Below are 26,123 nucleotides of genomic sequence, written 5' to 3'. Positions count from 1 at the left end.
CAGTCATCCGAGGGCCCTGTGGACAAAAAGGCGGATCGATAGTGTGAGATATATTACGTTCGTCATTCCGCAGGTCGACGATGAACGCTGTCCTAGCGGTGAGTCCGCCACCGATCAAGCAGTGAAAGGGGAAGCGATTCACTACATCAATCTCCTGGATGACGGAACCGGCGTCGCATTGTATCAACTCCGTGGTGACCTGAAACAGAGTACGGAAGTATTAGAGGCGGATCCAGAGGTGCTATCAGTTGAGCGGTCTGAGGCATCGGAAGGGCTAGTCTACCTCCATTTTCGAGCAAATGCCCTCATGACCGACCTCCTCAGTATATTCCGACGATATGAGATCGTTGTGGACTGGCCGATGGAATACACCGCTCAGGGTGGGCTTCGGGTAACAATGATCGGAGAGGACAAGAAGATCCGAGAGGCGATCACGGAAATCCCAGACGAGATTCGGATTACGCTCGAAGCGATCGGCGAGTATCACCCAGACATGCGCCAGCTTGCGTCGCTACTGACGGATCGGCAACAAGAACTGTTGGAACTAGCGATCAATGAGGGCTATTACGAGATGCCGCGGCGTGCGACCCTCCGCGACCTCGCAGAGCGCGCGAATATCTCTGCCGGGACGGTTGGTGAACACCTGCGGAAAATCGAATCGAAGGTCATCATGGAACTCGTTTGATACCGCCCATTGTTCAACTAGGTATCAAAAATTATTGGTAGTAACGTCGAGCACGAGTGGACGTTCACGCCCGCCATCTCACTGTACGTGAACTGTGAGACGGAAGCGGAGAGAGGCGAGCTCTTCGCCGAACTATCCGACGGCGGAGACGTCTTCATACCACTCGACTCGTATCCGTTCAGCGAGAAATTCGGCTGGGTTGCCGACGAGTTCGGGGTTTCCTGGCAGTTGAACCTCGATGACGACCACCAAGCATAATAGCTCCCGTCTATCCCGAGCTCCGCTGACGTTCGCGCCACTCGAGAGGACCGCGTCGTGCGAGACAGTGATACCCCCTAAGAAGCGGGCGCCGAGTACGTTCTCGGAAGCCGAGAAACGCCGTGAGAACGAACGTCTGAACCGACCGGCCGTTCTCGAGCAACTTCGGCTTCGGTCAACTGTGTACTTGCTTGTAACTGCGAGAACGGTACGACCCGATCGAATCGGAACGGGTAAACTACGAGTAAGCCATTCTCGCGTATGAGCCAAGTCGTACTCTATATCGCCGCCAGTCTCGACGGGTACATCGCCGACGAAGACGGTGGCATCAAGTGGTTAGAGACGTTCGAGGACACGTACGACGCCGGCGAACCTGGCGGGAGCTTCGAGGGATTTTTCGAGGGCGTCGACTGCATCGTCATGGGTGCGAACACGTACGAGCAAGTGCTGGGGTTCGAAGCGTGGCCGTATGGAGACACACCCACGGTCGTCACGACGCACCGAGACCTGCCCCGCGTGACCGAACACGTCGAGTTCGATGAGAGGGAGGTCGAGCAACTCGTCCAGGACGTAACCGGCAGGCACGATTTCGTCTGGCTCGTCGGTGGGGCGGCGCTGGCACGAAGCTTTCTGAGCGAGGACTTGATCGACGAAGTCCGGTTATCGATTATCCCGACACTGCTGGGTACCGGCATCGAGCTGTTCGGCGGATCAGGTATCGAACGGGCGCTTCATCTGCGGAACGAAACCGCCTACGACAACGGAATCGTCGAGCTCCAGTACGAGATTCGATCGGCGTGAGTGGAAATCACGTGAGAGTGAAAGAAGTACTGTTCCGGATCCAGCCTCGTCGACCGTCCTGATCGGACTCATTGCCGAGCTCTTCTTCGCCTCCTCTGTGAGCGTGGTGCTGGCGCTCGCTGTCGCGGATCACCGTTAGACCGAGCGATCCTCGGGGATGGCAGCTGATCGGTTTCGGAACCGCTCCCAGTTTCTATCGGCCCTTCCGAGCAAATACGCGACGACAAGCAGAATTGCGAGTCCGGCGTCGAGGGCGGCCGTGGCTGCTGCTTCCGGAACATCGCTGGTAACGGCAAATAGGTACGTCGCCGTTGCGGCCTTATGGAAGATTGCGAGTTCCCAAATGCCCGGGTACAGTTTCGGACGAGCGGCGAGCAATAGAAAAATCCCGGCAAAAACGAGGAGTCCGAAGAGTCGCCAGCTTTCGGCGATCACCGTCCCGGGACCCGCTGTTCTGACTGCTGTGAGAGACGTCGCGAATGCGAACACTGCACCGAGCGAGGCGAAGAGTAAGAGGCCACTGGCGGTCCACCGCCGCCAACGGCTCACTCCATTTGAAGCACTTTTATTGGGCATGAATCATACGTGAATTCGACGGCAGATGCGAAATACTTCCTGAACGGCGAGGAATTACCGGTGAACTTGAAAACATCTCCGTCGCACCTCTGTAGACTCCGCGAGACGTGATTCCAGACGTTCGCGTTCGTCCGAAACCAGTTACTCGAAACGATGCCACGAGTGCGAGAAATATTTCAAAAACACCTCGTGCTCACTCAGAACAACCCAGCCACCGACAGGTATACGTGGCATAGAAATCATCTTCGTACGTCGATTCGAGAATCTCGAACCCGACCCGCTCGAGAAGGGCTTCGAGCACGAACCCGTACGTACTGTACTCCTCTCGAAAGTGAACGTACAGCTCTTCGTCGGTAAATGTCGTCGATCGCTTCTTCTCCTCGAGCCACGACTCGATTTCGGGCCGGCTCTCGTGTGGATCGAACGAGAAGACGAAGTCGCGCAAGCGAAAGATTCCGCCCGATTCGAGCGTCCGCCCGACGTTTTTCAACGCTTCGGCTTTCCAGAAATCGGGGAGGTGGTGGAGAGCGTCCTTCGAGAAGACGAACGACGCAGGCTCGCCCCGATGGTCGTAGCTCAGGAATCCATCGTGGACGGTCTCGACGTTCCGGATGCCACGCGCTTCGGCCTTCTCGTCGACCGCCGCGAGCATGGTTTCGGAGATGTCGACGGCCACGACGCGATCACAGTGTTCGGCGACGGCGAGTGGAACCACCCCCGTTCCGGCCCCGAAATCGACGACTGTATCCTCACGACAGAGACCGGACTCCCGTAGCACGCCGATCTCCCCGGCGGGATCGAACGGCATCTTCTCGTCGAAGCGGGCAACCTCCTCGGGATCCAGGTGTTCCGTGCCTGCGTGTCGTTTTTCGTCTATCGTCCAGTTCGGTTCCATACTGCTAGTACCGACGAGTCACGCTGTCAATATCCTACCGGTGGTGTGAGAAGCCGTATACGAGCCGTGGAACGCACGACTCCTCGCCGAAGAACGTGACCGCCAACCCGTCAGCAGTCTCCCAACACGGCCAGTCGATACGGAAGGCTTTCGTATCGATCAACTCGAGCAAGGCTCGCTGTAACCCGTCGGATTCGTAACGAAGGGACGCCAGCCAGTCTCCCCTCCCGTCACCGACACGATTTGATCTCCGGAAATTCGTCCTCGATGATCGCGAGCCGATCGGAATCCTCTCAGAATCGTGCGATCCCAACGGCGCTCCCGTCGGCGAGCAGATTGACGTTCTGGACCTCTTCCTATGTCGCGACGAGCGTGTCGTCGATCCAGATTTCCCTCGGATCGGGAAATCGTCGGCCAGCATCTGTCCACGTGCGTACAACCGAGGGCTTCTCGACAGAGGCGGCAGTCACATCGACAGTCGTCAATCCGTGACTTCGCGCGTGAACGCCGACGCGGCTTGCGCGGGTGCTTGGGCCTGCACTCCGACGCCGTTGTGGGCAACGTCCTCGACAGTTCTCGCGGTTCCACGGCGGCCATCGAGACCAGCCCGCGTTCCGATTAATGTCGTTCCGACCAGTATCGAGTGGCTGCTTGCGAGAGGAGCAGCTATCACTTTCAGTCTGCTAGGCGAACGTACTTGCTGGTACGCGGCGTCGGTACAGGTGGAGGAAATCGTGATCGAAAAGCTCCGTCTTACCACCCGTTTCGTCGATGACCAGGACGAAGCACTGCGCTTCTACACTGAGAAGCTCGGCCTCGTGAAGAAAGCGGACGAATCGTTCGGACCCGATAACCGCTGGGTCACTGTCGCCCCCGAACAGGACGAGACCGTGGAAATCGTCCTCGAACTCCCCGACTGGTCCGAGGACGAGGAAGAGGCAGACCGTCGAGCCGCGTTGGTCGGTGAACAACCGGCACTCGCCTTTACCGTGGACGATTGCCACGCGACCTACGAAATCCTGCGCGAGCGCGGGGTTGAGTTCACGTCCGAGCCCCAAGAACAGCCCTACGGTATCGAGGCCGTCGCACGTGACCTCTATGGGAACGGCGTCGTCCTCGTCGAACGCCCATCAGAGACAGAAACAACGTAATCAAGTGACTTACCCCGCCCTACTCGCCTGCTTCGCAGGCTCCGTGAGAGCGGGGCTTCCTGTTTATGTGTCATGCACGTTCTCTCCCGTTCGCAACTGAACACAACCGAGCCGGTCATTCTGGCTCTACTTCGTCCAAAAACTGGCGCAGTTCCTGCAGGTAAGTCTGGAACGTTGAGACACCGCTCGAGGTGATTCGATAGCGGGTTTCGAAGCCACTCTGGGTCCATGCTCGACGGGTTTCGATGTACCCTGCATCTTCGAGGTTCTCCGCGTGAGAGGCGAGGTTACCATCAGTTAGGTCCAACAAATCACGGATTCGCGTATACGAGACGTCACGATGCCTGTACAGAAATCCCATGATTCGAAGTCGGGTGGGTTGGTGGACGAGTGCAAGATCCGGTGGAAGGTCCATGTGTCACCCTCTAATTGAGATAGCCCAGCCAGTGATAAAATACACTGTTCCCTGGAGGAATCCGGTCGTAAAGCCCGCACCGGTGGGGGTGAGGTCGATAGTAGAAAGAAAGATATTACCGAGAACGATCGCACTACCGGCCACAACCAAGGGAAGCAATACCCATTTTGCTTGGTATATGTGGGAGAAAATGACACCGAGAAGAATCGTGAAGAGCCCTCCCGAAACCCCCATCACAATGAAGATGGTAATGTTGGAGCCGAGTGCAATCAAGACAACAGTTGCAATCAGAAAGAACACAATCGTAAATCCGATGCCCAGTAACCAATCATCGGCGGTCGTAGAGTTCCTTCCAAGGGAAATCGAATGAGTGGTCCAGATTGCCGATGTAACAGCGACAGCCGCTACAATCCAGGGCAGCCAGAGAACCGACAGCACGAACGAGCCATACTCGTGTGCAGTGAGCCACGAATCGGCTGCCGCATAGGAAATCGGAATCGCTGCAATAGCGAACGCGAACACCATGAGAGTGAGACCAAACGTCCGAGCAGTCAGTTTTTCGTCGTACCCCTCAATCTCTGTGAGAGCCTGTACAGCCTCGATAGGGGGCAAGTCATCAGTCGTATCTTTTGTCATCGGTTTTCATTGGCGCTATGTAGATATATTCGATTCGACCCTTTGCCCTGCAAAGGGCCATGCCTAGCCGTCTCTGACTAACCGACCGCAGACACCGTTGGTTTCATCACGTGCTACATGATTCGAGGGGTAGCGAGCATGCGGAATCCTTCAAGGGCGCCCACACGCTCCGGGCCGTCGATCGACTGTTCGAGGATTGATCGACGTATCGGGAGAGAGTGCGTGGAAGACCCGTCGAGGTCCAGATCGCCTGGCTTCTGTGCAACCATCCGGTTGAGTATACGACCTCTCTTAGTTGACTTTCTGGTTAAGTGTCCGTTCAAAGTAGTATGAAGCGAGGTGTAAGGATCTGCGGCCACAGCGGCAAGGATCGCTTGGCGAGTAAGCTCCCGTGAAGCCCCGTTATCCTTTCCCAGAGGAGGAATTCGGCTCGTCGCACCCTTGAGGACCGCAGAAATATTGATGCACCTATACCGCATATTGGTGAGTGATTATGAGTGTGTCCGGCTCACTTACGACCCAGCGGGTCTCCGAACTCGTGATGGCGAACCGAACAATCAGAGCACCCTACTACCACACCGAGCATGACGAGGGGGTTCGTTTCACGGATCTGGAACGGGGGCTCCAGTGGGGTGCCGACGCCATTCCGGCCTTGCAGGGTCTGTTCCGGGTCGAGCAAGACAACCGGGATGACCACCCCGACGGCTGGGTGGGCTTTGCTCGCCACTGGCGAGGAGAGACGTTGCGGCTGGACTTCGAGCTGTTTTCTGAACCCGAAGAGCCAGACCCGATCTTGGTCGTGACTTCGATATCAGGCCGAGAGGGGGAGAATACAATCGGGGACGAGGACTTCGGGGAAATCGAACTGTCGGACCAGGTTCCGACGGAGGAAGAATGGGAGGAACGAAGTAAACGATACCAGTCGGCGCGGAGGAATGATGATACTGATGGATCGACAGCGGTGAAGGCGTACATTGCAGCGCTGCCGGGGTGGAAGCGTGAGGTTGCGACACGATTCGACGAGATCATTCAAGACGAAGTGCACCAGGTGCGCCGTGCCGTGAAGTATCACCAGCCGTTCTATGGCGTCGAGGACCAGGGATGGTTCGCGTCATTCAGCGCGTTCTCGAAACACGTGAAACTGACATTTGTGTGCGAATCGTACCTTGAGCCAGAGCCGCCCAGCGGGACAGGTCCTAACAGACAGGCACTGGACGTGGAGGAGACGGACACGCTGGATGAGGAGCAGGTCGCTTCTTGGGTCCGGCAAGCCGCCAACGATCCGGGGATGGGCTGGTGAGGAAACCCGAACCAGTGCGATAGCCGTAAGCGGCCCCGAACCTACCCGCGGGCGTACATGATAGCTGCCACCTCTGTACTGACCGATGTTAGGAAGCAAGTTCGACATTTCTCACAGCTGCTTTCAGAACGAGTTCTCGGAACTGACCGAACCACGTCCGTGTCCGGAGCGTGTCACCGTACCGTTGCTCGAGTGCGAAGAACACAGCTTCGATGATTGACCGTCGGTGATAGGTGTCCTCGTCATGGCGAGCGGTATGTGCCACATCCGGCGGGTAGAACACTCGGTGTTTGATTACTGCAAAGCGCGTCTTAGAAACAGGAAGCCTCGTCCTCAGCGAGGCCGTCAGGTCGAGCAGGGCGGGGTAGTTCACCGATCTGAAGGTGAGTCTGTCCGGTTTGCGTACTGGCGTCTGACAGAGTGTCGGTCGAAGCCAGTCGCGGCGATGACCTGTACATCACCAGTATCGTGATCAAGGAGCCGTCGATCTGGAAGGTCACGGTACTCGCGGAGCCCGTGGACTTCCAATGATCACCCAGTCAGAGTAGCCACCGTCGATTTTCTTGGTTGATGGTTCAGGATTGCCAGAGACAGACCGTCTCGCCACCGTTATGAGGTTATCCGTGAATTGAAAGAATCGACTATTGATAGCGGGAAGAAACGGCTGAAAACACTTCGATAGAGGTGCGCGGACACTTCGATAGAGGTGTGGTGATTACCGCGTGGGATTGCAGTTTCTGAGAGATTCAATAGGATATATACGGGATGATGGGTGAAAGAAGCACTCCAAACGTCGGTATGGATACAACTCCATAAATTCCGCACTACACACCCTCTTTCGATCGATCACACATCGATAGAGGTGTGTGGTGTAGTATCCAAACGGATAACTCTCGATAGTACCGGAAGCTCAGTTCTCGTTTCGAACCTGTGCTTTGACGACGGTCGATACTTCGTCCCCGGAGACCATGTCGATACGCGAGTCCTCGCGAAGCGTTTCGAGGATCGTCTCGGGGCGCTCGCCGAACTGGAACTCGAGGAACATTCCCGAACTCGGTCCGTGGCTTCGTCGTTCGAAGTCGACGAGGGAATACGTCGTCATCTCCTTCATCTTGTTCACGTAGGTCTCCTGGTGATATTGGTCGGCCTCGATCGCGTCAGTGAGGAACTGATACACCCTGTAGCCGGTCGTGCTACGTGCAGATTCATCGTCCGTTTCGGCAGCGACAGCTGCTGTCGCATAGAGACAGAGCTTCTTCTGTGTGCTGATTCCTCGAACGACCTCGAGGACGCGGTTTTTCTCGACTTTGTCCTGCGCTTCGCGAACGTGCGCTTCACGAACACCCCCGTCGCCTTCGCGTTCAGCGAGTTCACCGGCGACGCGCATTAGATCGATCGCTTTGCGAGCATCGCCGTGGGTCTGCGCTGCGAAGGCAGCCGCCAGCGGAATGACGTCCTCGTCGAGAACGTCGTCGTAGAAGGCGTCCTGTCGACGACGAAGAATCGACTGCAACTGATTCGCATCGTAATCGTCGAAGTGGACGTCTTCGGGGGTGAAGGAGCTCAGGGCCCGACTCCCCACGGATTCCATCATCTTCGTATCGTTAGAGATCGCGACGACTGAGACGTGCGCAGTGAGTTCATTATTTGCGCCGGCTCGAGACAGTTGATAGAGGAGGCGGGAGAACGCCGGCTCCTGTTTGTCTCGTCGACCGACGAGCATATCGAGTTCATCGAGGACGAACACTGCTGAATCGAAGTTCTCGTTGACGATCCGATAGAGCTCGTCCCACTTTTCCTTCGTCGCAACGCCGTGTTTCGGAACCTCGACCTCGACGAGAGCTTCGTCCGCAGCGCGATTCGCTAGTTCGTAGACTGCAACGCCGAGGGTGTCGAGATCCTGGCAGTTGACTTCGATCGTCCCGAACCGGATATCACGCGATTCGCAGATCGCGCTAATGTTCTTGCAGACAGCTTTGGTGATGAGGGATTTACCGGTCCCCGAGGGACCATAGAGAAAGAGATTCGGCGGACGGTTGTCACCGAGGGCGACGCGGAGCATCTTCGTAACTTCTTGGAGTTGCTTGTCGCGACCGACGATTCGATCCTCTTCGACGATGTGATTCGGGTCGAGGAGCGACCGATCACGAATGAGCCCTTCTTGCTGGTCGAATTCCAGCAACATATCTTCGATCGACTGTGAATCATTGGACGACTGCGGGTCACTCGAGGATGAAGATGTCTCAGGCGCAGAAGACTCGAATGAGGAAATGTCCTCCTCCATCGTTTCGTCCTTCGATGTCCCCGCCTCATCTCGAGGATCCTCGAAGTCATCCATACGGTGACCCATACAGGGCGGGACCAAAAGTGTTGCCCACCTTTGTCGATGTGTATTTCTCCGATTAGACGGATGATCCTCAACGATTTAACCCGGTTCGGACAGCGAACCCTCGAAATAGTAAAAACGACCGACGATGTGTTATGAGAAAGGGGAGTGTTGAGACAGACACCCCTCTATCGATGTGTTTGACGCCTCGAAGGGGAGGGGGTCGATCGACGGAATAGAATCAGCGAGAACAGTAATACAGCGCAATATCACGGGAGAGAGCCGATTACCGGGCTACTCAATGGAATGTAAATGGGTGTTTTTCTTTCTCTTCTTCTAGCTTTCTAGAACACACACTCACACACACCCCTATCGAAGTGTTCGATGTGTTCTGAACTCCACTCGTATGATCTGTGGATCTTTCTCGAGGGAGAGACCACCAAATCCCCTCTATGATACGGTCTATAGTCGGAAATTCACGTCCATGCTCTCTTCCTTTCCAATCTCTCGTCTTTTTTTATCAGCCCTTTCCCAGAGAGAACACATCGATAGAGGGGTGTCTGTGCCGTGACGGCCGTACTCCTTCGTGGATACACTTGAATACACTTGGAAATATCATTCCTTCCAGTAGAGAGTACGTAGTGTCGAAGCAGACCGTGGAAGACACTTCGATAACGGTGTGTCTTGTCACGAACTTCTTGGTCAACTTGTCTCGAAGCGGTTTTCCCGCGGTGAAAGTGACCATTTCCCACAAACACTTCGATAGAGGGGTGTCCGGAACCGACTCACCAGAACGAACGGTCGATCGAATTATCTGAATTGCAGGCGCTAAAATCCCGCCCTCGAGGGCGGGGATACAGTGCCGTCATCGACTGTTTTTCGCGTAAATCGGCATGAATACAGTCCAACGCGGTGTACCGAGGACTGTACGTGGAAAACTGGGAGTTGATCCGGTGTTTGTCACGGCGAGAGCCGAAATCAAAGACATGAGCCGACCGCGCGGACCGATATAAAACAAAATACCTCGAAGGCCCACACGGGGTACGAGTACCGGCTTCGGGGCAGAGCCAGCGCCATCGGTCGCAACCCGTAGATCCCCACCCTTCCGAATTGACGGGGACCGCCACCTGTGTGGTCCGGGAGGTAGTGTTCAGATAGCTGGTTCCATGCGAAGGCGAACGATCTTACCCACTCGTCGGCAGTTTCTGCTTTGGGGTTGCTAAAACAACTCGAGAAAGAGATAACTCGTCACTTTCCCTCTCGGAAAATACGCTCTACGCTATTCCGATCTCCGTGGCGTTCGTCTCTGAAATCGAGACCGTGTCGAGAGCAGGCGTCTTGGAGTGGTGTCGCTCCATCGACGAGAAACACGACGTCGATGACGCCGTGCTTCTCGCGTCGCTCGGCGAAGAACGCGCGAGGAAAAGCGTTCGTTCTCACCGGTTCGAGCATTGTATGGTACAAATCGTTTTTGGCTCAATCGACTCGACACCGACGAGCCGTTTGGGCAGGCTGTTATTGATGCTCACCGATCTGGGAGAAAACGAAAAATACCAGAAAAGAGAAACAAGAATTCGAAGAAACTGTCCACGAATCGTCCGGAGGTACTGTCCTCACCCGTCGCAACTTCTCTGATTTCCATCGCCGCATCGGCGAGTCGTTTTTCGTTCCGTCCGTTGATGACGACGTTAACGCCTTCCCGTGCGAGTGCCTTGGCCGATGCCTTGCCCAGTCCACTGCTCGATGTAGTGATCAGTGCTGCGTTCCCATCGATCTGTAGGTTCATACCGATCACTCTATGCTGAGATATCTTAAGAGTCGGTCGGATACACGCGTGAGTGTATCCATGTTTCGCCACAGAATAGCTTCGAGTGACACCCCTCGGTACGGCCCCCTCAGTACGGCCGTGTTCAGAGTAGCTGATTCCATGCGTACGCGTCGCTCTGGAGCCAGATTTCGGCAGTGTTCTGTTCGGCGTTTCTGAAGCAAATTCTACACTGGTAGGTTCGTCATTTTACTTCCTAAAAGACACGTTCGACGGCGTTCCGATTTCCGTGTGTCTCGTGTCGAAATCGGAGGCCGTATCGGTGGAGCGCAGCTTTCAGCCAGGGTCCGGAATCGACGAGAACCACGGCATCATCGACATCGTGTTTCTCGGTGAGTTCGGAGCGGAAGATCGAAGTAACACTCTCGTTCCGCGTCGAAAACAGCCTGACATCGAGGAATCCGTTCGTTTCGGGATGACAGCAGCGTACAGCCAGTAGCGCTGATCGTCGAGGTTGATCACGGTCTCGTCAAGTGCGATGTGATCCGGCCGGGCACCGTCTGTCGGTTGTAAGCGGCTTTCTGGATCCAGTTATGAACAGTCGAGCGCGCCCGTTCGATACCGAACCATCCAAAATAGATACAGTATATAAAAATGATAATCCGAACAACTGGAGCGGGATACTGAGCGCCAGTAGTTCGCGCGGTGTCTGCTCGCGCTCCACAAAATCCAACTCGATTCCGCTGCTCGCTCCGTCGAGGCGGTTGGATTCGTGCAGACCCACCTCGAACTCTACTGCCTCACTCTTTCAAACCCTGCTCTGAACAGCGTCTGAGCGGACGGCGAACGCCCTGACGCAATCGCCGTCCGCTCGTTTTCCCAAGATTCTTCTAAATTCATCCTCAATCTGGTTCAACTAGACGGTACCTGATAGTCGATGTTTTTGATTCGCTCGAGGTACCGTTCGACGCGGTTTCGGTCATCATTCGAGAGTTCGACGAGGGGAACGCGGACGGGGCCGCCGTACAATCCCTGAAGATCCATCCCGCGTTTTACGACCGGGACGTTTTTCGCCGATGCAAATGCTGCCCCACCCCCGGCCTCCTCGCGGAACGCTTCGTACGGTCGGAGCGCATCTCGAATCTCTTTTGCGCGAGACCAGTCGTCGGCCGACAAGGCGCGCGATAGCGCCAGAACCGGTCGTGGAACGAAGTTCCCGATGCCCGTCGTGAATCCGTCTGCGCCTTCGAGGGCATAGGAGAGGGCGTAGCGTTCGGCGACGCCGTTGAGCCAGACGACATCCGCCGAGACGGTTTCGGTCAATCGTGAGAACTCCTTTACGTCGTTGACGGCGTACTTAACGGCCACGACGTTTTCGAATGCTGTAACGGTATCGAGGACAGCCTCGCTAAGAAGTGGACCGCGTTTGTAGACGACGATGCCGAGATCAGTTGCGTCTGCGAGCGTTTGATAATAGTCGATCAGCCCCTGTTCGTGGACGTACGTGTGCCGAGGGTACATGATCATTGCCGCGTCCGCGCCGATATCCTCGTACGCTTCGAGCAGTTCGATCGCGTTCTTAGTGCTCCCTCCGGCCCCGCCGACAACCGTGGCATCGTCGGGGACGGCGTTGACCGTCGAGCGGACGACGTCGATCCGTTCCTTCTGTGACAGCGAATAGTATTCGCCCGTATTTCCACACGGGATGAAGACGCGTGCGCCTTCATCATATATCGCTTTGATATTGGCTTCGAGTTTCTCGTGTCGGATCTGGTCGCAATTGTCGTTGAACGGCGTCGTCGTCGTGAAGGCAACGCTTCGCAGACTTTCGGATACCTTGTCGTGTCCCATCGTCTCTACAACCACTGTTCACAGGCACCAAGCATTATAGTTTTGGGTAGCTGCTCTCGGTAAAGCGAAAACGCGGTGAAACCCGACGACGGTAGCCGTGGCTGTTCGGTACGAGATACCGTACTCAGTTTCTCACCGCAACGACGGACGGCGAGTTCCTACTCTTGTCACACTGGCTCGACGGACAGGGAACAAATCGAGACGTCGAATTCACCCACTTACGGGCCACCGAACGGCGATCGAAGTAGCCAGATCCTGCTGACCGTCGTTTCACTCTCCCAAACCTCTGAGCCTCGATCTCGAACGCTCGTGACGGTATCGGTGCTGCGTGAGCGATATTTTTACATTTGTAGCGTTGTAATGGCATCCTGATCGCTGTCGGTTGCGCATAACGGGTCTTGCAGTATACCTTGGGAGCGGCCGACTCTCGAGCGAATGCTGTTTCGTTTTGCAGTACAAAACAAATTTCTCCCGTATTACCGTCGTTCGAGGGTAACGAGAAGCGCTCTTCTCTCAGATCGGTTACTGACGAGAATGCGTTTCATGCGCCCAAACGAACGCTCGCGGTCGGTCACGCCGTAGTTTTCACTGCGCCAGTCGATATGAGGGTGGATACCTCATCACAAATTACATAATGAACGGGCTCGTTAGGGATACCTAGTACCATGGTAATTCGTCGTGCGAACCGTAGAGGGGTGAATTCGCCGTGAAGTTCGGTGTATTCTTGAATCAATACTACACGCCTGATAGTGAGTTCGAAGTGACAGACGTATACGAACAAGTCGACCTGCTGGAGCGGCTCGGATTTGACGGTGTGGCTCTCGGCGAGCGACACGTCCATGAGGAGGGTTTCATCGAACCGATCACTGCGCTCTCCGCGATCGCCGCACGAACGGAGACGCTCGATCTGGCGACCATGGCCGTGTTGCCGATGCTCCGCAATCCACTCTCTCTCGCGGAGCAGGTTTCGATGATTGATCGTCTCTCCAACGGACGAATGCACTTCGGTGCAGCGATCGGCTATCGGGAGCGAGAACTCGAACCGTTCGATGTCGCGATGGACGAACGGTCGAAGGCATTTATCGAATCGATCACCGTTCTCGAGCGCCTTTGGAACGAAGACAGCGTCACTCACGACGGCGAACGCTGGTCGTTCGACGACGTGTTCGTCAGTCCGCGGCCCGAAAACGACCTCCCGATCTGGATCGGTGGCCACGCCGATATCGCCATCAAGCGGGCCGCCTACCGCGGGAACGGCTGGATCGCCAGCGCCTCCTCGACGTCGGACGATCTCGAACAGCAGATCACCGTCTACGAGGATGCACTCGAGGAGTTCGGCGAGGATCGTTCCGAGCACGATATCGTCCTGATGCGCGATTGCTTCGTCGCCGACTCCGTCGAGGAGGCACGCGAGACCATCGAACCGCACCTCCTGCAGCTGTACGAGTGGTACGCCCGCTGGGGCCAGACATACCTGGACGAACACGAGGTAGAAGTCGACTACGACGCACTCGAGGAGAAGTTCGTGCTCGGGTCGCCCGACGAGTGCATCGAGCAGCTCCGCGAGTACGAGGATCTCGGCGTCGATCAGATCTATCTACGGTGTCAGTTTCCCGGTCAACCGCAGGACGTGACGCTCGAGACCCTCGAACGGTTCGGCGAGGAAGTCATGCCACCGTTTTCGAACCAATGACGGATCGAAATATCGGCTACGTCGGGCTGGATCACCACCACGCGGAGCCGTACTTGCGCACGCTCGAGACGGTATCGGGGACGGTAACGAGCGCGTGCGAGCCGAATCCGGAATTCGACGCAGCGTCGGTATCCGCCCTCGGAGACGTGCCGGTGTACGGCAATCTCGAGGAATTGTTATCGTCGGAACCGCTCGACGCCGTGTTCGTGACGCTCTCGAACCGGGAAACGCCAGCGGCCATCGAACGGGCACTCGATGCGGGGATCGACGTGTATACCGAGAAGCCGGCCGCTCGTACCGCCGCCGACCTCGAACCCCTCGTATCGCGCGCCGAGCGGTCAGATTCGACCGTCTGCGTGTCCTATCCGTGGCAGTTTCATCCGATCACGGACGAACTCCGAACGCTCATCGACGATGGATTCTTCGGTGACGTTCGATCGTTCGACGCGCGGTACGTCGCGTCCCAACTTCGCTTCCGGGACACGTCCCACTTCCTCTTCGACGAGGACGCGAGCCGCGGCGGCATTCTGCAGTGGCTTGGCATCCACTGGCTCCAGTTGTTCGCCTGGCTCCTCGACGAACGCATTACTCGCGTCAACGCCAGTACGACCGCGGGGACCGACGGCGTCGAGGTCGAAGACGCGGCGACGCTCCAGCTGGAGACTGCAGCCGGTGCCCTCGGGTCGCTTCAGTGCGGGTACTACCTCGGCGAGGGTCTCTACGATACACACCTCGAGATTTACGGAAGCGATGGCCGGAGTAGCTGGGATCCGATGGGGCGGGAGTTCGGATTCAACGACGAGACGACACTCGAACTCGACGACGCGAGCGGTGACTGGGCCAGTACGCCCCATCGGACGATCACGCACGAGTACGAGTCGGAAACGGGATACGGCGGCTCGTGGGGGAAGGAGTTCGTCGAGGCGTTCTTCGACGCCTGCAACAGTGATGGCGAGGCGCCGGTCACGCTCGGCGATGCACTCGGCGTGCTTCACATCCTCGATGCCGCCTACGAATCGGCGGAAACCGGCGAGTGGGTCACCGTCGACGGTGTTAATCGCTGCTAGTTCCGCTCGTTCGCGCCTCCGTCTCGAGCACGGTCCCTGCGCTCGGATGCGCCTCGTTCACCGGCAGTATTATGGTTGATTCACGACAACTCCGCATCAACTCAACATGAGTGATCGTACAGTCGGAATCGTCGGCACGGGACCACACCCTGATAAATCGGATCACGAGGGGTTCTCCATGGGATACCGCCATGCGCGGAGTTACGAAACCGTCGACGGGTGTCGGCTGACCGCGTGTTCGGACGTCGATCCCGAACGCGCCGCCGACTTCGGTGACGCGTTCGATCTTCCGAACGATCGCGTCTTTACGGATCTCGAGGCGATGCTCGATGCTGCCGCGCCCGACATCGTCAGCATCTGTACGCCGCCGTCCGCACACGTCGACCTGATCGAGACCTGCGCCAGCCACGATGTCGTGCATGCGATTCACTGCGAGAAGCCGATGGCACCGACGCTCGCGGCGAGTCGGCGTCTCGTCGATGTGTGCGATGACTGTGGCGTCCAGTTGACGATCAACCTACAGAACCGCTGTCGCGATACCGCCGCCGAGATCAAATCGGTCATCGACGATGGCGCTATCGGCGACCTCGAACGAATCGAATTCGGGCGTCGAGACCTGCTTCAGACGGGCCTTCACCATATTGACCTCGCGAATTATATAATGGACGACGAACCGGTCGAGTGGGTACTGGGCCAGATCGACTATCCGGAAGAACACGTCTGGTACACGAACATGCACGTGGAGGCACAGAGCCTCGGTACGTGGGCGTACGAATCGGGGGTTCATGCGCTCTGTTCGACCGGGGCGGCGATGGACATGGTCGGGGCGCAGACGAATCGATTCGTTGGAACCGACGGCGAGATCGAGTACCAACTCGCCGACGAGTACCGGATCCGAACCGACGAGACGGGCGAGTGGCGGACGGTCGACGTCGGCGACGATCCCGCACAGGACAGGGCGATGGCGAACGTCGTGAGCGCTCTCTCGAACGGCGAAGAACCAATCAGCAGCGGCGAGACGGCGCTCGCGGCCACCGAAATCGTTTTCGGTATCTGGGAGTCAGCTCGTCGCCGCGGTCGCGTGGAACTGCCGCTAGAGCTCGAGGATAACCCACTGGAAGCGCTGGTCGAATCCGGTGAACTGCCGCCGGACTCTCGATAACAGCAGACGACTCGTCCCGCTGGGGCCTGGCGCCTCGAGCGATCGATCGGTGGCCGCCACGAGCGTCGGACCGCGAGCCTCGAGGATCCACACAGGACGATGGCGGCGAACGGCAAAACGTTGATGCCGTTGGTGCTGACATAGGGAGTATGGACGCGTTCGATGAGAACCTCGACGGGTTCTACGATGTCGAGAACCAGTTGCCGCGCTACCTCCGGAAACGGGCGACCGACCACTTCGATGCGGAGCGAGCACACAAAGAGACGATCCGGACGGTCGGCGGTCACGAACGCCACGTCGAGAACGTGCGCGAGGCGTTCCTCGACGGGCTCGGCGGACTGCCGGACGACCGGACGCCGCTAAACGCGCGGACGACCGGAACGCTCGAGCGCGACGGGTACTCGATAGAGAAGGTCGTCTTCGAGAGCCTGCCGGCGTTCCACGTGACGGGAAATCTCTACCAACCGGCGGGCGAGGGTCCGTTTCCGGCCGTCCTCTTCCTGTGTGGACATACTGCTACCGGGAAGGCTGCGGCGGGATACCAGCGGGCCTGCGTCGAACTCGCTCGAAACGGGTTCGTCGCGCTCTCGATCGATCCGATCGGCCAAGGTGAGCGGATCCAGAGTTACGACCCCGAAACGGGCGACGTCGATCGATTGAGCGTCATCGAACACACGTACCTCGGTCAGCAGTGCGCGGTCGCGGGGACGAATCTGGCACGGTATTTCGTCTGGGACATGATCCGCGCGCTCGACTACCTGGAGGGACGATCCGACGTCGACGACTCGCGTCTCGGTGCCACTGGGAACTCGGGGGGCGGCATGCAGACCGGGTTCTTGATGCTGGTCGACGACCGACTCGACGCGGCGGTGCCGTGCTGCTTCGTCACCTCCCGTGAGGAGTACATGAAGACCGGGCAGGCCCAGGACGGCGAACAGATCGTCTACCGCGCGATCGAACGCGGTCTCAACTACGACGACTTCGTCTCGTCGTTCGCGCCGAAACCCGTACTCGTCGGCGCAGCTCAGTCGGACTTCCTCTGTATCGAGGGGAGTCGAAAGAGCGTCGAACGGGCGCGATCCGTCTACGAACTGTACGACCGGCCCGAGAACGTCGATCTCGCGGTGGCCGAGCGGACGCACGGGCTGACGCCGCCGCTCCGAGAAGCAATGATCAACTGGTTCCGGGAGCACCTCCGCGGCGTCGATCCGACGTTCGAGACCGGCGACCCGCCCGTCGAAGACGAGGCCGACCTCCTGTGTACCGACGCCGGACAGGTCCACGGCGAGTACCCCGACGAAACGCACGTCGTCGACCGCAACCGAGCGTACGTTCACGATCGATACGACGCCGCGGGACGTGTGCCTTCGGTCGAGGACACGGATGCGTACGCGAACTCGATCCGCGAGACGGTGATCGACGAACTTTCTCTTGGGAAACCCCGTCAGGAACTCCACCCACGTCGAATCGAGACGGACATCGACGAGGCGGCGGGTGTTCGCTGGGAGAAGGTGTTCTTCTTCAGCGAACCCGATATCGTCGTCGCCGGGATCCTCGCTCGCTCGCTCGAGCGACCGACGCGATCTCTTCCGACGGTCGTGTTGCCGGATCACGGGACCGACGACTTCGACGAGTGCAACGATCGGATCGCGGCGCTCGCCCGTGAGCGCGGTGCGGCGATGGCGTTCGATCCCCGCGGCGTCGGCGCCGTTCGGGCACGGGACGTGAACACACCGCTGGCCAACGGCGGAACGTACTTCGACTATCACGGGACGGAGTACAAACTCGGCAGCGACGCGCTCATGCTCGGCACCTCGCTGTTCGGGATGCGGGTATACGACGTCCTCCGCGCACGTGAATATCTCGCACACCGCGTCGAGGACGCCGACGCGTTCGCGCTCGAGGGAACCGGCGCCGGCGCGCTCCACGCACTGTACGCCGCCGTAGCGGAACCACAGTTTCGCTCGATCCGCCTCAAGGAGCTTCCGTATTCGTTCCACGAGGTCGCCACGAACCGCGAGTTCGAGATCGACTTCAGGTTACGGGTTCACGGCCTCGTCGGTGTCTGCGATGTTCCGCAGTTGCTCCCTGCACTCGCCGACCGTGACGTCGTGTGGGACGGGACCGATCCGAACCGGTTCCGGTAGTCGTCACGTGCGAGGGTTCTGCCGTATCCCCCATCGCTTTACCGCTGAAGCGACAGGACGAATACATGGAGCACCGACGACTCGGCGCGATAGCCCTGAGCCTGAGAGTCCCATCTCTCTCTCATATCGAAGTGGAGAACGACGAATGAACGTCGGACTGTGTACCGTTTCCGCCAAAGAGCGTCCCGTCGAGGAAATCGTCGAACTCGCGAGCGAGGTCGGGTACGACGGCGTCGAGATCTGGGGACGAGACCACGTCGGCGACGGCTCCGAGCCAGTCTGCACCCGAATCGTCGAGGCGGCGGCCGCACACGGGATTGACATCGCCGCCTACGGCTCCTACCTACGGTGCGGAACCGAGGCCTTCGACGACGAGCTCGAGCACGAACTCGCGATCGCGGATCGGCTCGGAACCGAGACGATTCGCGTCTGGGCGGGGAACCAGGAGTACGACGGCCGCGACGATGAACACTGGGAGCGGGTCGTCGCCGACCTCCGACGGGTGACCGACAGGGCGGCCGACCACGAAATCGAGGTTACCGTCGAGAAGCACGATAACACGGTGACAAACTGTCTCGAGGGCGCGAAAGCCCTGATCGAGGCGATAGGAGACGAGCGTTGCGGACTCAACTACCAGCCGGGATTCTCGATCCCCGCGGCGGAACTCGAGCGCGAGGCGGCGGCCCTCGCTCCGCTCTCGAACCAGTTACACCTGCAGACGACGCGCGAGCGGACCGGACGCGATCGGGCGGCGCTCGCCGAGTCGTACTACGACCTCGCGGCGATCCTCAACCCGTTCCTCGAGCACGGGTTCGACGGCTACGCGAACGTCGAATTCGTGTCCGACGAGCGGCCGTACCGCGAGGCCATCGAGGCTGACGTAGCGTGCGTCCGATCGATCCTCGAGTAGCGGACTCACGAGACCCCTGAGGTGCATCCATTTTCCGCGAACGAGGGCGACGTTCTCGACGGGTGCGACCGGGCGACCGCGGGACGGACCACCCGCGGAAAAGACCTGCTCGGCGACTGCATCTGCGATGTGCCAAACGTCCCAGCGGACTGCGAACCCCGTCGCGATCCGTCGGTGGATTTAGGGTGGCGGCCGGGAACGGATAGGTCATGAGCCTCGACTTGCTCGTCGAGAATGCGCGCATCGTCGACGGTACGGGAGCGCCCTGGTTTCGCGGCGCAGTCGGTGTCACCGACGGCACGATACGCCGCGTCTGTCGGGCCCCCGATCACGGACTCGACGCGGCGACGACGATAGACGCCGACGGCAGTGTCGTCTGTCCGGGGTTTATCGACGCGCACTCGCACTCGGACCTCGAGTTGTTCGCCGATCCCGCGCTCGCGCCGAAAACGCGGCAGGGGATCACCACGGAAATCCTCGGTCAGGACGGGTTTTCGATGGCACCGCTCTACTGCGGGGATGACATCGAATCGTGGCAGGAATATCTCAGCGGCCTGGCGGGCCGACTCGAGCGCGAGTGGACGTGGTCCTCCGTCGATGAGTACCTAGACGAGATCGACGCCGCGGGAATCGCGCCGAACGTCGCGACGCTCGTCGGCCACGGCACTGCCAGATACGAGGTGCTCGGGATGGAAGACGTCGAACCGACCGATCGCGAACTCGAGGAGATGGCGGCGCTCGTCGCGGAGGGACTCGAGGACGGTGCGATCGGCTTCTCGACGGGTCTCGTCTATACGCCACAGGTGTACTCGAGTACCGAAGAAGTGTCCCGACTCGCGGCCGAACTCGAGCCCTACGGCCGCCCCTTCGTCGCGCACATCCGGAGCGAAGGGCGGTGGATCTGGGAGGCACTCGACGAATTCATCGATATCGGTGCCGAACGCGGGATCCCGCTACACATCTCCCACTTCAAACTCACCGGCGGCGAACAGCGGGGGAAGGCCGATCGTCTGCTCGCACAGGTCGAGATCGCCCGCGAACGCGGCGTCGACGTGACCGCCGACCAGTACCCCTATACTGCGGGAAGCAGCATGCTGACGTCGTTGTTGCCTCCGTGGGTGCAGTCGGACGACGCCGACGCGGTTCGGGAGCTACTCGCCGATCCCGAACAGCGCGAGACGGTCCGCAAGGACATCGAAGAGTGGCGAATCGACGGCTGGGAGAACGTCGGCGGGAAGACCGGTTGGGACCGGATCGACGTGACGAACCTCACGTCCGACGAATTCCGCGACCAGGAGGGTCGGGACATCGCGACGATCGCGAGCGAGCGAGACAGCACGCCCGTCGACGTCCTCTGTGACGTGTTGCTGGCGGAGGATCTCGACGCGTCGATGATCGCCCACGGGTTGATCGAGTCCGACGTCCGGACGATCATGGGGAGCGACCGCGTCGCGGTCGGCACGGACGGACTGTTCGGTTCACGACCCCACCCCCGCGTCTACGGGTCGTTCCCCCGCGTGCTCGCTCGGTACGTCCGCGAGGAGAACCTGCTCTCGCTCGAGGAGGCCGTCCAAAAGATGACGTCGCTGCCCGCTCGAGCGATGGGGTTCGACTCGAAGGGCGTGCTCCGGCCCGGACTCGACGCTGATCTAGTCGTCTTCGATCCCGCTGTCGTCACCGACCGTGCGACGTTCGACGAGCCGCAGCGTCACCCGATCGGTATTGAACACGTGTTCGTCGACGGAACGGCCATCGTCCGCGACGGGGAGGACACCAACGCGCGTCCGGGAACCGCGATCCGGGCCTGAGAGCGGGTCCGCCAGTCGAGGATGAGCGGCTGTCACCGAACCGGTGGGGAGAGGCGAGTGTAACGAGACGACCGAAAGAACGTTATCGTCTCGCGAAAACAGTTGGGGCGTAATGCGAATGGTACGATTCAGCGACTCCACCGGATACACTCGACGCGGCGAGTGGACCGATGACGGAATCGTTGCGAACGAGCGGACGTATAATCCCGACGAGGTGGACGTTCTCCCGCCGACCGACCCGACGAAAATCGTCTGTCAGGCGGGCGGATACACGGACCACCGGGAAGAGTCCGGGTTCGAAGAGCGACCCGAGCGCCCCGAACTGTTCCTGAAGACGCCGAACTGCGTCGTCGGCCACGGCGACACCATCGAACTGCCGCCGGGACGGGATGTCGTCGAGTTCGAAGCGGAGTTCGGGATCGTCATCGGCGAACAGTGTCGCAGCGTTCCGGAGGCGGACGCCATGGACGTCGTCGCCGGGTTCACGTGCGTCAACGATATCTCGAACCGCGACGATCAGGAGCGAGAGCGCAACTGGGTGCGCGGCAAAGCCTTCGACGCCTCGCTTCCGATGGGGCCGGTCGTCGCGGCCCCTGACGAAGTTCCCGCCGACGCGACGCTCACGCTCCGCCTGAACGGCGAGACGAAACAGGAGACCACCCGCGAGCGCATGATTTTCTCCGTCCCCGAACTCGTCGCGGACGTCACGGAGTTGATCACGCTCGAACCGGGTGACGTCATCGCGACCGGCACGCCGTTCGGTCCCGATCGACTCAGCGACGGCGACACCGTCGAGGTCGAGTTCGACGGCGTCGGCTCCCTCAAAAATCACGTGATCGCCCGATGACGGCGGATCGAGACACGATCTACGACGACCTCGGGATACCGTCAGTGATCAACGCGACCGGGACCAAGACCCGGATCGGCGGGACTCTCGTCCGCGAGGAAGCCCTCGAGGCGATGAACCGCGCCGCCGAGGCGTTCGTCCGCATCTCGGATCTGCAGGCGGCCGCCTCGGAACGGATCGCGGCGGTAACCGGCGCCGAGTCGGGATACGTTACCAACGGCGCGAGCTCGGCGCTCACGCTTGCTGCGGCGGCGTGCATCGCTGGTGACGACCTCGGCGTTATGGCACGACTCCCCGATACCGACGGGATTCCGAGCGAAATCGTCATGCCGCGCACCCATCGGAACGGGTACGATCATGCGCTCCGGGCTGCGGGCGCCGACATCGTCGACGTCGGCGGCAACGACTACCACCTCGGAACCGGTTCGGAGAACACGCAACCGTGGCAGATCGCGGACGCGATCACCGAGGAGACGATCGCGGTTGCATACATGGAGAAACCCTTCACGCAACCGCCGTTACCGAAAGTCGTCGAAATCGCCCACGAACACGATGTGCCAGTCATCGTCGACGCTGCGGCCGAGCTGCCGCCGACGGAGAACCTCTCGAAATACGTCGACCAAGGTGTGGATCTCGTCGCGTTCAGTGGCGGCAAGGCGATCCGAGGGCCGCAGTCGTCGGGCATTCTCGCGGGTCGCGAAGACCTGATCACGTCCGTCGCGCGTCAGCACCTCGACATGCACGCCGCTGAACCGGTGTACGAGCCGCCCGAGGACCTCGTCGACGTTGCGACTCTCCCTGGCGTCCCCCTTCAGGGGATCGGTCGATCGATGAAAGTCGGCAAGGAGGAACTTGCCGGCCTCATCGCGGCGCTCGACGCGTTCGTCGAGCAGGACGACGAGGCCGTTCTCGCGGAGTGGCACGGCCGTGCCGAACGGATTGCCGCCGACCTCGAGGGGGTCGACGGCCTCGACGCGGAACTCGAGAACGCCGGGAAGACCGACGCCGTCACGACGGTCGCCGTCACGGTAGACGAGACACGGTCACCGGTCGACGCCGGGGAACTCGTGCTGGCGCTGCGCCGAGAGAACCCGCGGGTGTTCGTCGGTGCCGACGACGTTCACCGCTCGCAGTTCACGATTAATCCTCGATGTCTTCCCGACGATGAGGTCGACTACGTCATCGAGCGGATCGCGGCGCAGGTCGACACCGAATAGGCACCGTTTCGGGTTTCTCGGTCCGAGCCGAGTTTCGACGCACGTGTTCGAGCGGCTCGTTCCCACTCGGCGAGCGACTCGTACTCGGCAGAACTGTTATGATCGGTGAGCAAGACCTGTTAGAATATGCGGATACTGTACATCGACTGCGACTCGTTGCGACCGGACCATCTCGGCTGCTACGGGTATCATCGGGACACGTCGCCGAGCATCGACGAGATCGCTGCGGACGGACGCCGATTCACGAACGTCTATACGTCGGATGCACCGTGTCTCCCGTCGAGAACGGCGTTTTACACGGGCCGGTTCGGGATCCACACCGGCGTCGTCAACCATGGCGGCCGCAACGCGGATCCGCGTCGATACGGCGCCACCCGCGGCGAGCGCTACCCGCGTCGCTTCAGGACTCTCGCGACGATCCTCGACGAACAGGGGTTCGACACTGCAATGATCAGTCCGTTTCCCGCCCGCCACGACGCCTGGCAGGTCGTCGAGGGATTCGGCGAACTGCACGACACCGGCGGCGGTGGTACCGAAACCGCCGACGAGGTGTATTCCTACGCCCGCGATTGGCTCGTCGAGCACGCCGCCGAGGACGATTGGTACCTCCACGTCAACTTCTGGGACCCGCACACGGAGTACACGACACCGCTCGAGTACGGCACCCCGTTCGAAGACGATCCCGCTCCGGAGTGGGTGACCGACGACCTGATCGATCGGCACTACCAGGAAACCGGAGCACAAAGCGCACAGGACCTGTGCGGATGGGGCGGCAAGCGAGATGCGCCCCGGATGCCGCCCGACATCTCCTCTCGTGACGACTTCGTGACGATGATCGACGGCTACGACGCGGGTATCCACTATATGGACGCTCACATCGGGAAGCTGTTCGACCGCCTGCGCGAGGCGGGCGTCTTCGAGGAGACGCTGATCATCGTGAGCGCCGACCACGGCGAGAACCTCGGCGAGTTCAACGTCTACGGTGACCACCAGACGGCCGACGACAAGACCTGCAACGTCCCGCTGATCGTCCGCGGTCCCACCGTCGAACCGGGCGTAGACGAGGCCCTCCGGTACCAGCTCGATCTGCCGCCGACCCTCGTCGATCTCGCCGGCGGCGACGCCCCTGAGGGCTGGGACGGACGGTCGTTCGCCGAGACGGTCACCGACGGAACCGAGAGTGGCCGTGATCACCTGGTGCTCAGTCACGCCGCCTGGACGTGCCAGCGGGCGGTTCGCTGGAACGACTGGCTGCTGCTCAAGACCTACCACGACGCGTTCAAGAGTAATCTCGAGGAGGTCATGCTGTTCGATCTCGCAGACGATCCACACGAGGCGACGGACCTCGCCGACGAACGACCCGAGATCGTGCGCGAAGGGCTGAGCACGCTCCAGCGGTGGGTCGACGAGCGACTGCTCGAGGCCGCTCGCGGTGAGCGCGGCGGAAACCCCGATGCCGAGAACGGCGTTACCGACCCGATGTGGGAGGTCCTCCGCGAGAACGGACCGTACTACACGTGGGACGCGCTCGAGGAGTACGTCGAGCACCTCCGGCACACGGGCCGGAGCGAGCACGCGGCGGAGCTGCTCGAGCGACACGGGTGACAGCACCAGTAGTCGCGTTCGGCGCGGTCTCGAGGTTTAGCGAGACCGAGTCGAAAAGAACGATGCGAAATCGATCGGGCCGTCACAGAACCGACGATCAGGGCGCAAAGAGACCCCCAGCGAGCTCGGACGTGAGATCGCCACCGTACTCGGAGACTTCGAACGCTTCGGCGTACTCGATTTCTCGGCCGCGTTTCACTCCGTATCGTTCGATCAACTGCTCGCGGAACCGATCGGCCGTGTTCCCCATCTCTTCGAGCCCCGAAATCGGATCCGTCGTCAACCACTCGCGGTGCTCGTCAGGATCGTCGGGAACCGCCGCGAGTTTGTCCTCGGTGTACGGCAGCCACTCGTACATCTGAGACTCGTGGCAATCAAGCATATCGTACTTCCGTTCGAGCATCTCCTCGTCGATCGGGACGATTATGTCCGGCGAGAACGGATACGGTCGCTTGAAGGTATCCAGTAGATAGGCGAAAACGGGGTTGGAGTCGAGGGCCGGAGCGTCAGGACAGACGTTTGGGACGGTGACCATGTACGCCGCGTCGCGAACGAGTTGCGAAGTGTACCGATGGTCGGGATGGTAATCGTTCGGCCGGTGGGTTAGCACGACGTCGGGGTTGTACTCACGGATCAGTCGAATCACCTCCACTCGGTTCTCCAGCGTCGGTCTGAGTCGGCCGTCCGGATTCTCGAGGATCCGGTACTCGATCCCGCCAGCCGCCGCCGCTGCAGCAGCCTCTTCGCGACGCCGGTCGACGAGTTCCGGTCCGTGTTGTTCGTGGTGCCCCCCGCGCCCGTCGGTTAGCGAGACGAATCGGACGTCGTGGCCGGCCGCCGCACACGAGCACGCGAGTCCGCCGGCTCGAATGTCGGGGTCGTCGGGGTGTGCACCGATTACTAACAGTCTGTGCGACACGAGCGCACATTGATTTCGGTCGCGCAAAAACGTTCCGCCCGCTTGCATTCCCGTACAACGCGAGATTCGATGTCTTTCGGTCGTCGGTC

General features: G+C 59.8%; 21 protein-coding genes and 5 pseudogenes. 15 read left to right on the top strand and 11 right to left on the bottom strand.

The annotated features are described in order from the left end of the window. Window positions 1-43: 43 nt before the first annotated feature. The 3 genes from PGX04_RS01630 (at window position 44) to PGX04_RS01625 (ending at window position 1,744) form a co-directional block, all read left to right on the top strand. Window positions 44-685, top strand: coding sequence for a helix-turn-helix domain-containing protein (locus PGX04_RS01630; protein WP_273736916.1), 642 nt, complete (start codon window positions 44-46; stop codon window positions 683-685). A 30-nt stretch (window positions 686-715) separates the two neighbouring features. After that, window positions 716-943, top strand: a complete 228-nt coding sequence (locus PGX04_RS34305; RefSeq protein ID WP_377042254.1) for a VOC family protein — start codon at window positions 716-718, stop codon at window positions 941-943. A gap of 261 nt (window positions 944-1,204) precedes the next feature. Further along, window positions 1,205-1,744 carry a dihydrofolate reductase family protein gene (locus PGX04_RS01625; protein ID WP_273736915.1) on the top strand — a complete coding sequence of 180 codons (540 nt, stop codon included), beginning with the start codon at window positions 1,205-1,207 and terminating at the stop codon, window positions 1,742-1,744. 135 nt (window positions 1,745-1,879) lie between these two features. Here PGX04_RS01625 and PGX04_RS01620 read toward each other — a convergent pair whose 3' ends face one another. Together PGX04_RS01620 and PGX04_RS01615 are read right to left on the bottom strand one after the other, a co-directional pair. Then, entirely contained in the window at window positions 1,880-2,179 is a 300-nt protein-coding gene (locus PGX04_RS01620) for a hypothetical protein (protein ID WP_273736914.1), read from the bottom strand. A gap of 334 nt (window positions 2,180-2,513) precedes the next feature. After that, on the bottom strand, window positions 2,514-3,215 hold the full coding sequence (locus PGX04_RS01615) for a class I SAM-dependent methyltransferase (RefSeq protein WP_273736913.1): 702 nt from the start codon (window positions 3,213-3,215) through the stop codon (window positions 2,514-2,516). A gap of 734 nt (window positions 3,216-3,949) precedes the next feature. On the opposite strand from PGX04_RS01615, the gene PGX04_RS01610 reads away from it, so the two are divergent. Further along, a complete protein-coding gene (locus PGX04_RS01610) occupies window positions 3,950-4,366 on the top strand; it encodes a VOC family protein (RefSeq protein ID WP_273736912.1) in 417 nt (138 codons plus the stop codon). A gap of 115 nt (window positions 4,367-4,481) precedes the next feature. Here PGX04_RS01610 and PGX04_RS34300 read toward each other — a convergent pair whose 3' ends face one another. Continuing rightward, a complete protein-coding gene (locus tag PGX04_RS34300) occupies window positions 4,482-4,781 on the bottom strand; it encodes a transcriptional regulator (protein WP_377042252.1) in 300 nt (99 codons plus the stop codon). A gap of 3 nt (window positions 4,782-4,784) precedes the next feature. Next, window positions 4,785-5,417, bottom strand: a complete 633-nt coding sequence (locus PGX04_RS01605) for a hypothetical protein (RefSeq protein ID WP_273736911.1) — start codon at window positions 5,415-5,417, stop codon at window positions 4,785-4,787. A 541-nt stretch (window positions 5,418-5,958) separates the two neighbouring features. Between PGX04_RS01605 and PGX04_RS01600 the strand changes: the two genes are divergently transcribed. Beyond that, window positions 5,959-6,717: a DUF1801 domain-containing protein gene (locus PGX04_RS01600; RefSeq protein ID WP_273736910.1), complete on the top strand. Its 759-nt coding sequence runs from the start codon at window positions 5,959-5,961 to the stop codon at window positions 6,715-6,717. A gap of 88 nt (window positions 6,718-6,805) precedes the next feature. Here the strand turns inward: PGX04_RS01600 and PGX04_RS34295 are convergent. The 3 genes and pseudogenes from PGX04_RS34295 to PGX04_RS01585 all read right to left on the bottom strand — a co-directional run. Continuing rightward, window positions 6,806-7,366, bottom strand: a pseudogene (locus PGX04_RS34295) (transposase). A 261-nt stretch (window positions 7,367-7,627) separates the two neighbouring features. Beyond that, window positions 7,628-9,055: an orc1/cdc6 family replication initiation protein gene (locus tag PGX04_RS01590; RefSeq protein WP_273736909.1), complete on the bottom strand. Its 1,428-nt coding sequence runs from the start codon at window positions 9,053-9,055 to the stop codon at window positions 7,628-7,630. 1,143 nt (window positions 9,056-10,198) lie between these two features. Then, a pseudogene (locus PGX04_RS01585) lies at window positions 10,199-10,513 on the bottom strand (transposase domain-containing protein); the annotation flags it as partial. Window positions 10,514-10,515: 2 nt separating this feature from the next. Here PGX04_RS01585 and PGX04_RS01580 point away from each other — a divergent pair. Continuing rightward, window positions 10,516-10,640 (top strand): annotated as a pseudogene (locus PGX04_RS01580) (IS630 family transposase); the annotation flags it as partial. A 15-nt stretch (window positions 10,641-10,655) separates the two neighbouring features. Here PGX04_RS01580 and PGX04_RS01575 read toward each other — a convergent pair. From PGX04_RS01575 to PGX04_RS01565, 3 genes and pseudogenes are all read right to left on the bottom strand, one after another. Beyond that, a pseudogene (locus tag PGX04_RS01575) lies at window positions 10,656-10,829 on the bottom strand (SDR family NAD(P)-dependent oxidoreductase); the annotation flags it as partial. Between the two features lie 124 nt (window positions 10,830-10,953). After that, window positions 10,954-11,586 (bottom strand): annotated as a pseudogene (locus PGX04_RS01570) (IS6 family transposase). Window positions 11,587-11,720: 134 nt separating this feature from the next. Continuing rightward, the gene (locus PGX04_RS01565; protein WP_273736908.1) at window positions 11,721-12,659 is read right to left on the bottom strand and encodes a dihydrodipicolinate synthase family protein; all 939 of its coding nucleotides are present in this window, start codon (window positions 12,657-12,659) and stop codon (window positions 11,721-11,723) included. A 706-nt stretch (window positions 12,660-13,365) separates the two neighbouring features. Here PGX04_RS01565 and PGX04_RS01560 point away from each other — a divergent pair. From PGX04_RS01560 to PGX04_RS01520, 9 genes are all read left to right on the top strand, one after another. Next, window positions 13,366-14,352, top strand: coding sequence for an LLM class flavin-dependent oxidoreductase (locus PGX04_RS01560; RefSeq protein WP_337959439.1), 987 nt, complete (start codon window positions 13,366-13,368; stop codon window positions 14,350-14,352). Further along, the gene (locus PGX04_RS01555; RefSeq protein WP_273736906.1) at window positions 14,349-15,419 is read left to right on the top strand and encodes a Gfo/Idh/MocA family protein; all 1,071 of its coding nucleotides are present in this window, start codon (window positions 14,349-14,351) and stop codon (window positions 15,417-15,419) included. The genes PGX04_RS01560 and PGX04_RS01555 overlap by 4 nt, the downstream gene beginning before the upstream one ends. Window positions 15,420-15,525: 106 nt before the next feature. Continuing rightward, window positions 15,526-16,581 (top strand): Gfo/Idh/MocA family protein, encoded by a 1,056-nt coding sequence (locus tag PGX04_RS01550; RefSeq protein WP_273736905.1) that lies wholly within the window; start codon window positions 15,526-15,528, stop codon window positions 16,579-16,581. A 149-nt stretch (window positions 16,582-16,730) separates the two neighbouring features. Beyond that, window positions 16,731-18,728 carry an alpha/beta hydrolase family protein gene (locus tag PGX04_RS01545; RefSeq protein WP_273736904.1) on the top strand — a complete coding sequence of 666 codons (1,998 nt, stop codon included), beginning with the start codon at window positions 16,731-16,733 and terminating at the stop codon, window positions 18,726-18,728. A 145-nt stretch (window positions 18,729-18,873) separates the two neighbouring features. Then, on the top strand, window positions 18,874-19,638 hold the full coding sequence (locus tag PGX04_RS01540; RefSeq protein ID WP_273736903.1) for a sugar phosphate isomerase/epimerase family protein: 765 nt from the start codon (window positions 18,874-18,876) through the stop codon (window positions 19,636-19,638). A 209-nt stretch (window positions 19,639-19,847) separates the two neighbouring features. Then, window positions 19,848-21,446, top strand: a complete 1,599-nt coding sequence (locus tag PGX04_RS01535) for an N-acyl-D-amino-acid deacylase family protein (RefSeq protein ID WP_273736902.1) — start codon at window positions 19,848-19,850, stop codon at window positions 21,444-21,446. A gap of 112 nt (window positions 21,447-21,558) precedes the next feature. Continuing rightward, window positions 21,559-22,293 (top strand): fumarylacetoacetate hydrolase family protein, encoded by a 735-nt coding sequence (locus PGX04_RS01530; protein ID WP_273736901.1) that lies wholly within the window; start codon window positions 21,559-21,561, stop codon window positions 22,291-22,293. Further along, window positions 22,290-23,510: an aminotransferase class V-fold PLP-dependent enzyme gene (locus PGX04_RS01525; RefSeq protein WP_273736900.1), complete on the top strand. Its 1,221-nt coding sequence runs from the start codon at window positions 22,290-22,292 to the stop codon at window positions 23,508-23,510. The genes PGX04_RS01530 and PGX04_RS01525 overlap by 4 nt, the downstream gene beginning before the upstream one ends. 126 nt (window positions 23,511-23,636) lie before the next feature. Continuing rightward, the gene (locus tag PGX04_RS01520; protein ID WP_273736899.1) at window positions 23,637-25,115 is read left to right on the top strand and encodes a sulfatase family protein; all 1,479 of its coding nucleotides are present in this window, start codon (window positions 23,637-23,639) and stop codon (window positions 25,113-25,115) included. A gap of 97 nt (window positions 25,116-25,212) precedes the next feature. Here PGX04_RS01520 and PGX04_RS01515 read toward each other — a convergent pair whose 3' ends face one another. Continuing rightward, entirely contained in the window at window positions 25,213-26,034 is an 822-nt protein-coding gene (locus PGX04_RS01515) for a PIG-L deacetylase family protein (protein WP_273736898.1), read from the bottom strand. Window positions 26,035-26,123 lie beyond the last annotated feature (89 nt).

It is taken from the genome of Natrinema soli (assembly GCF_028618695.1).
Note: the sequence above shows the minus strand (reverse complement) of the source record. Positions and strands in the feature narration are given on the sequence as shown.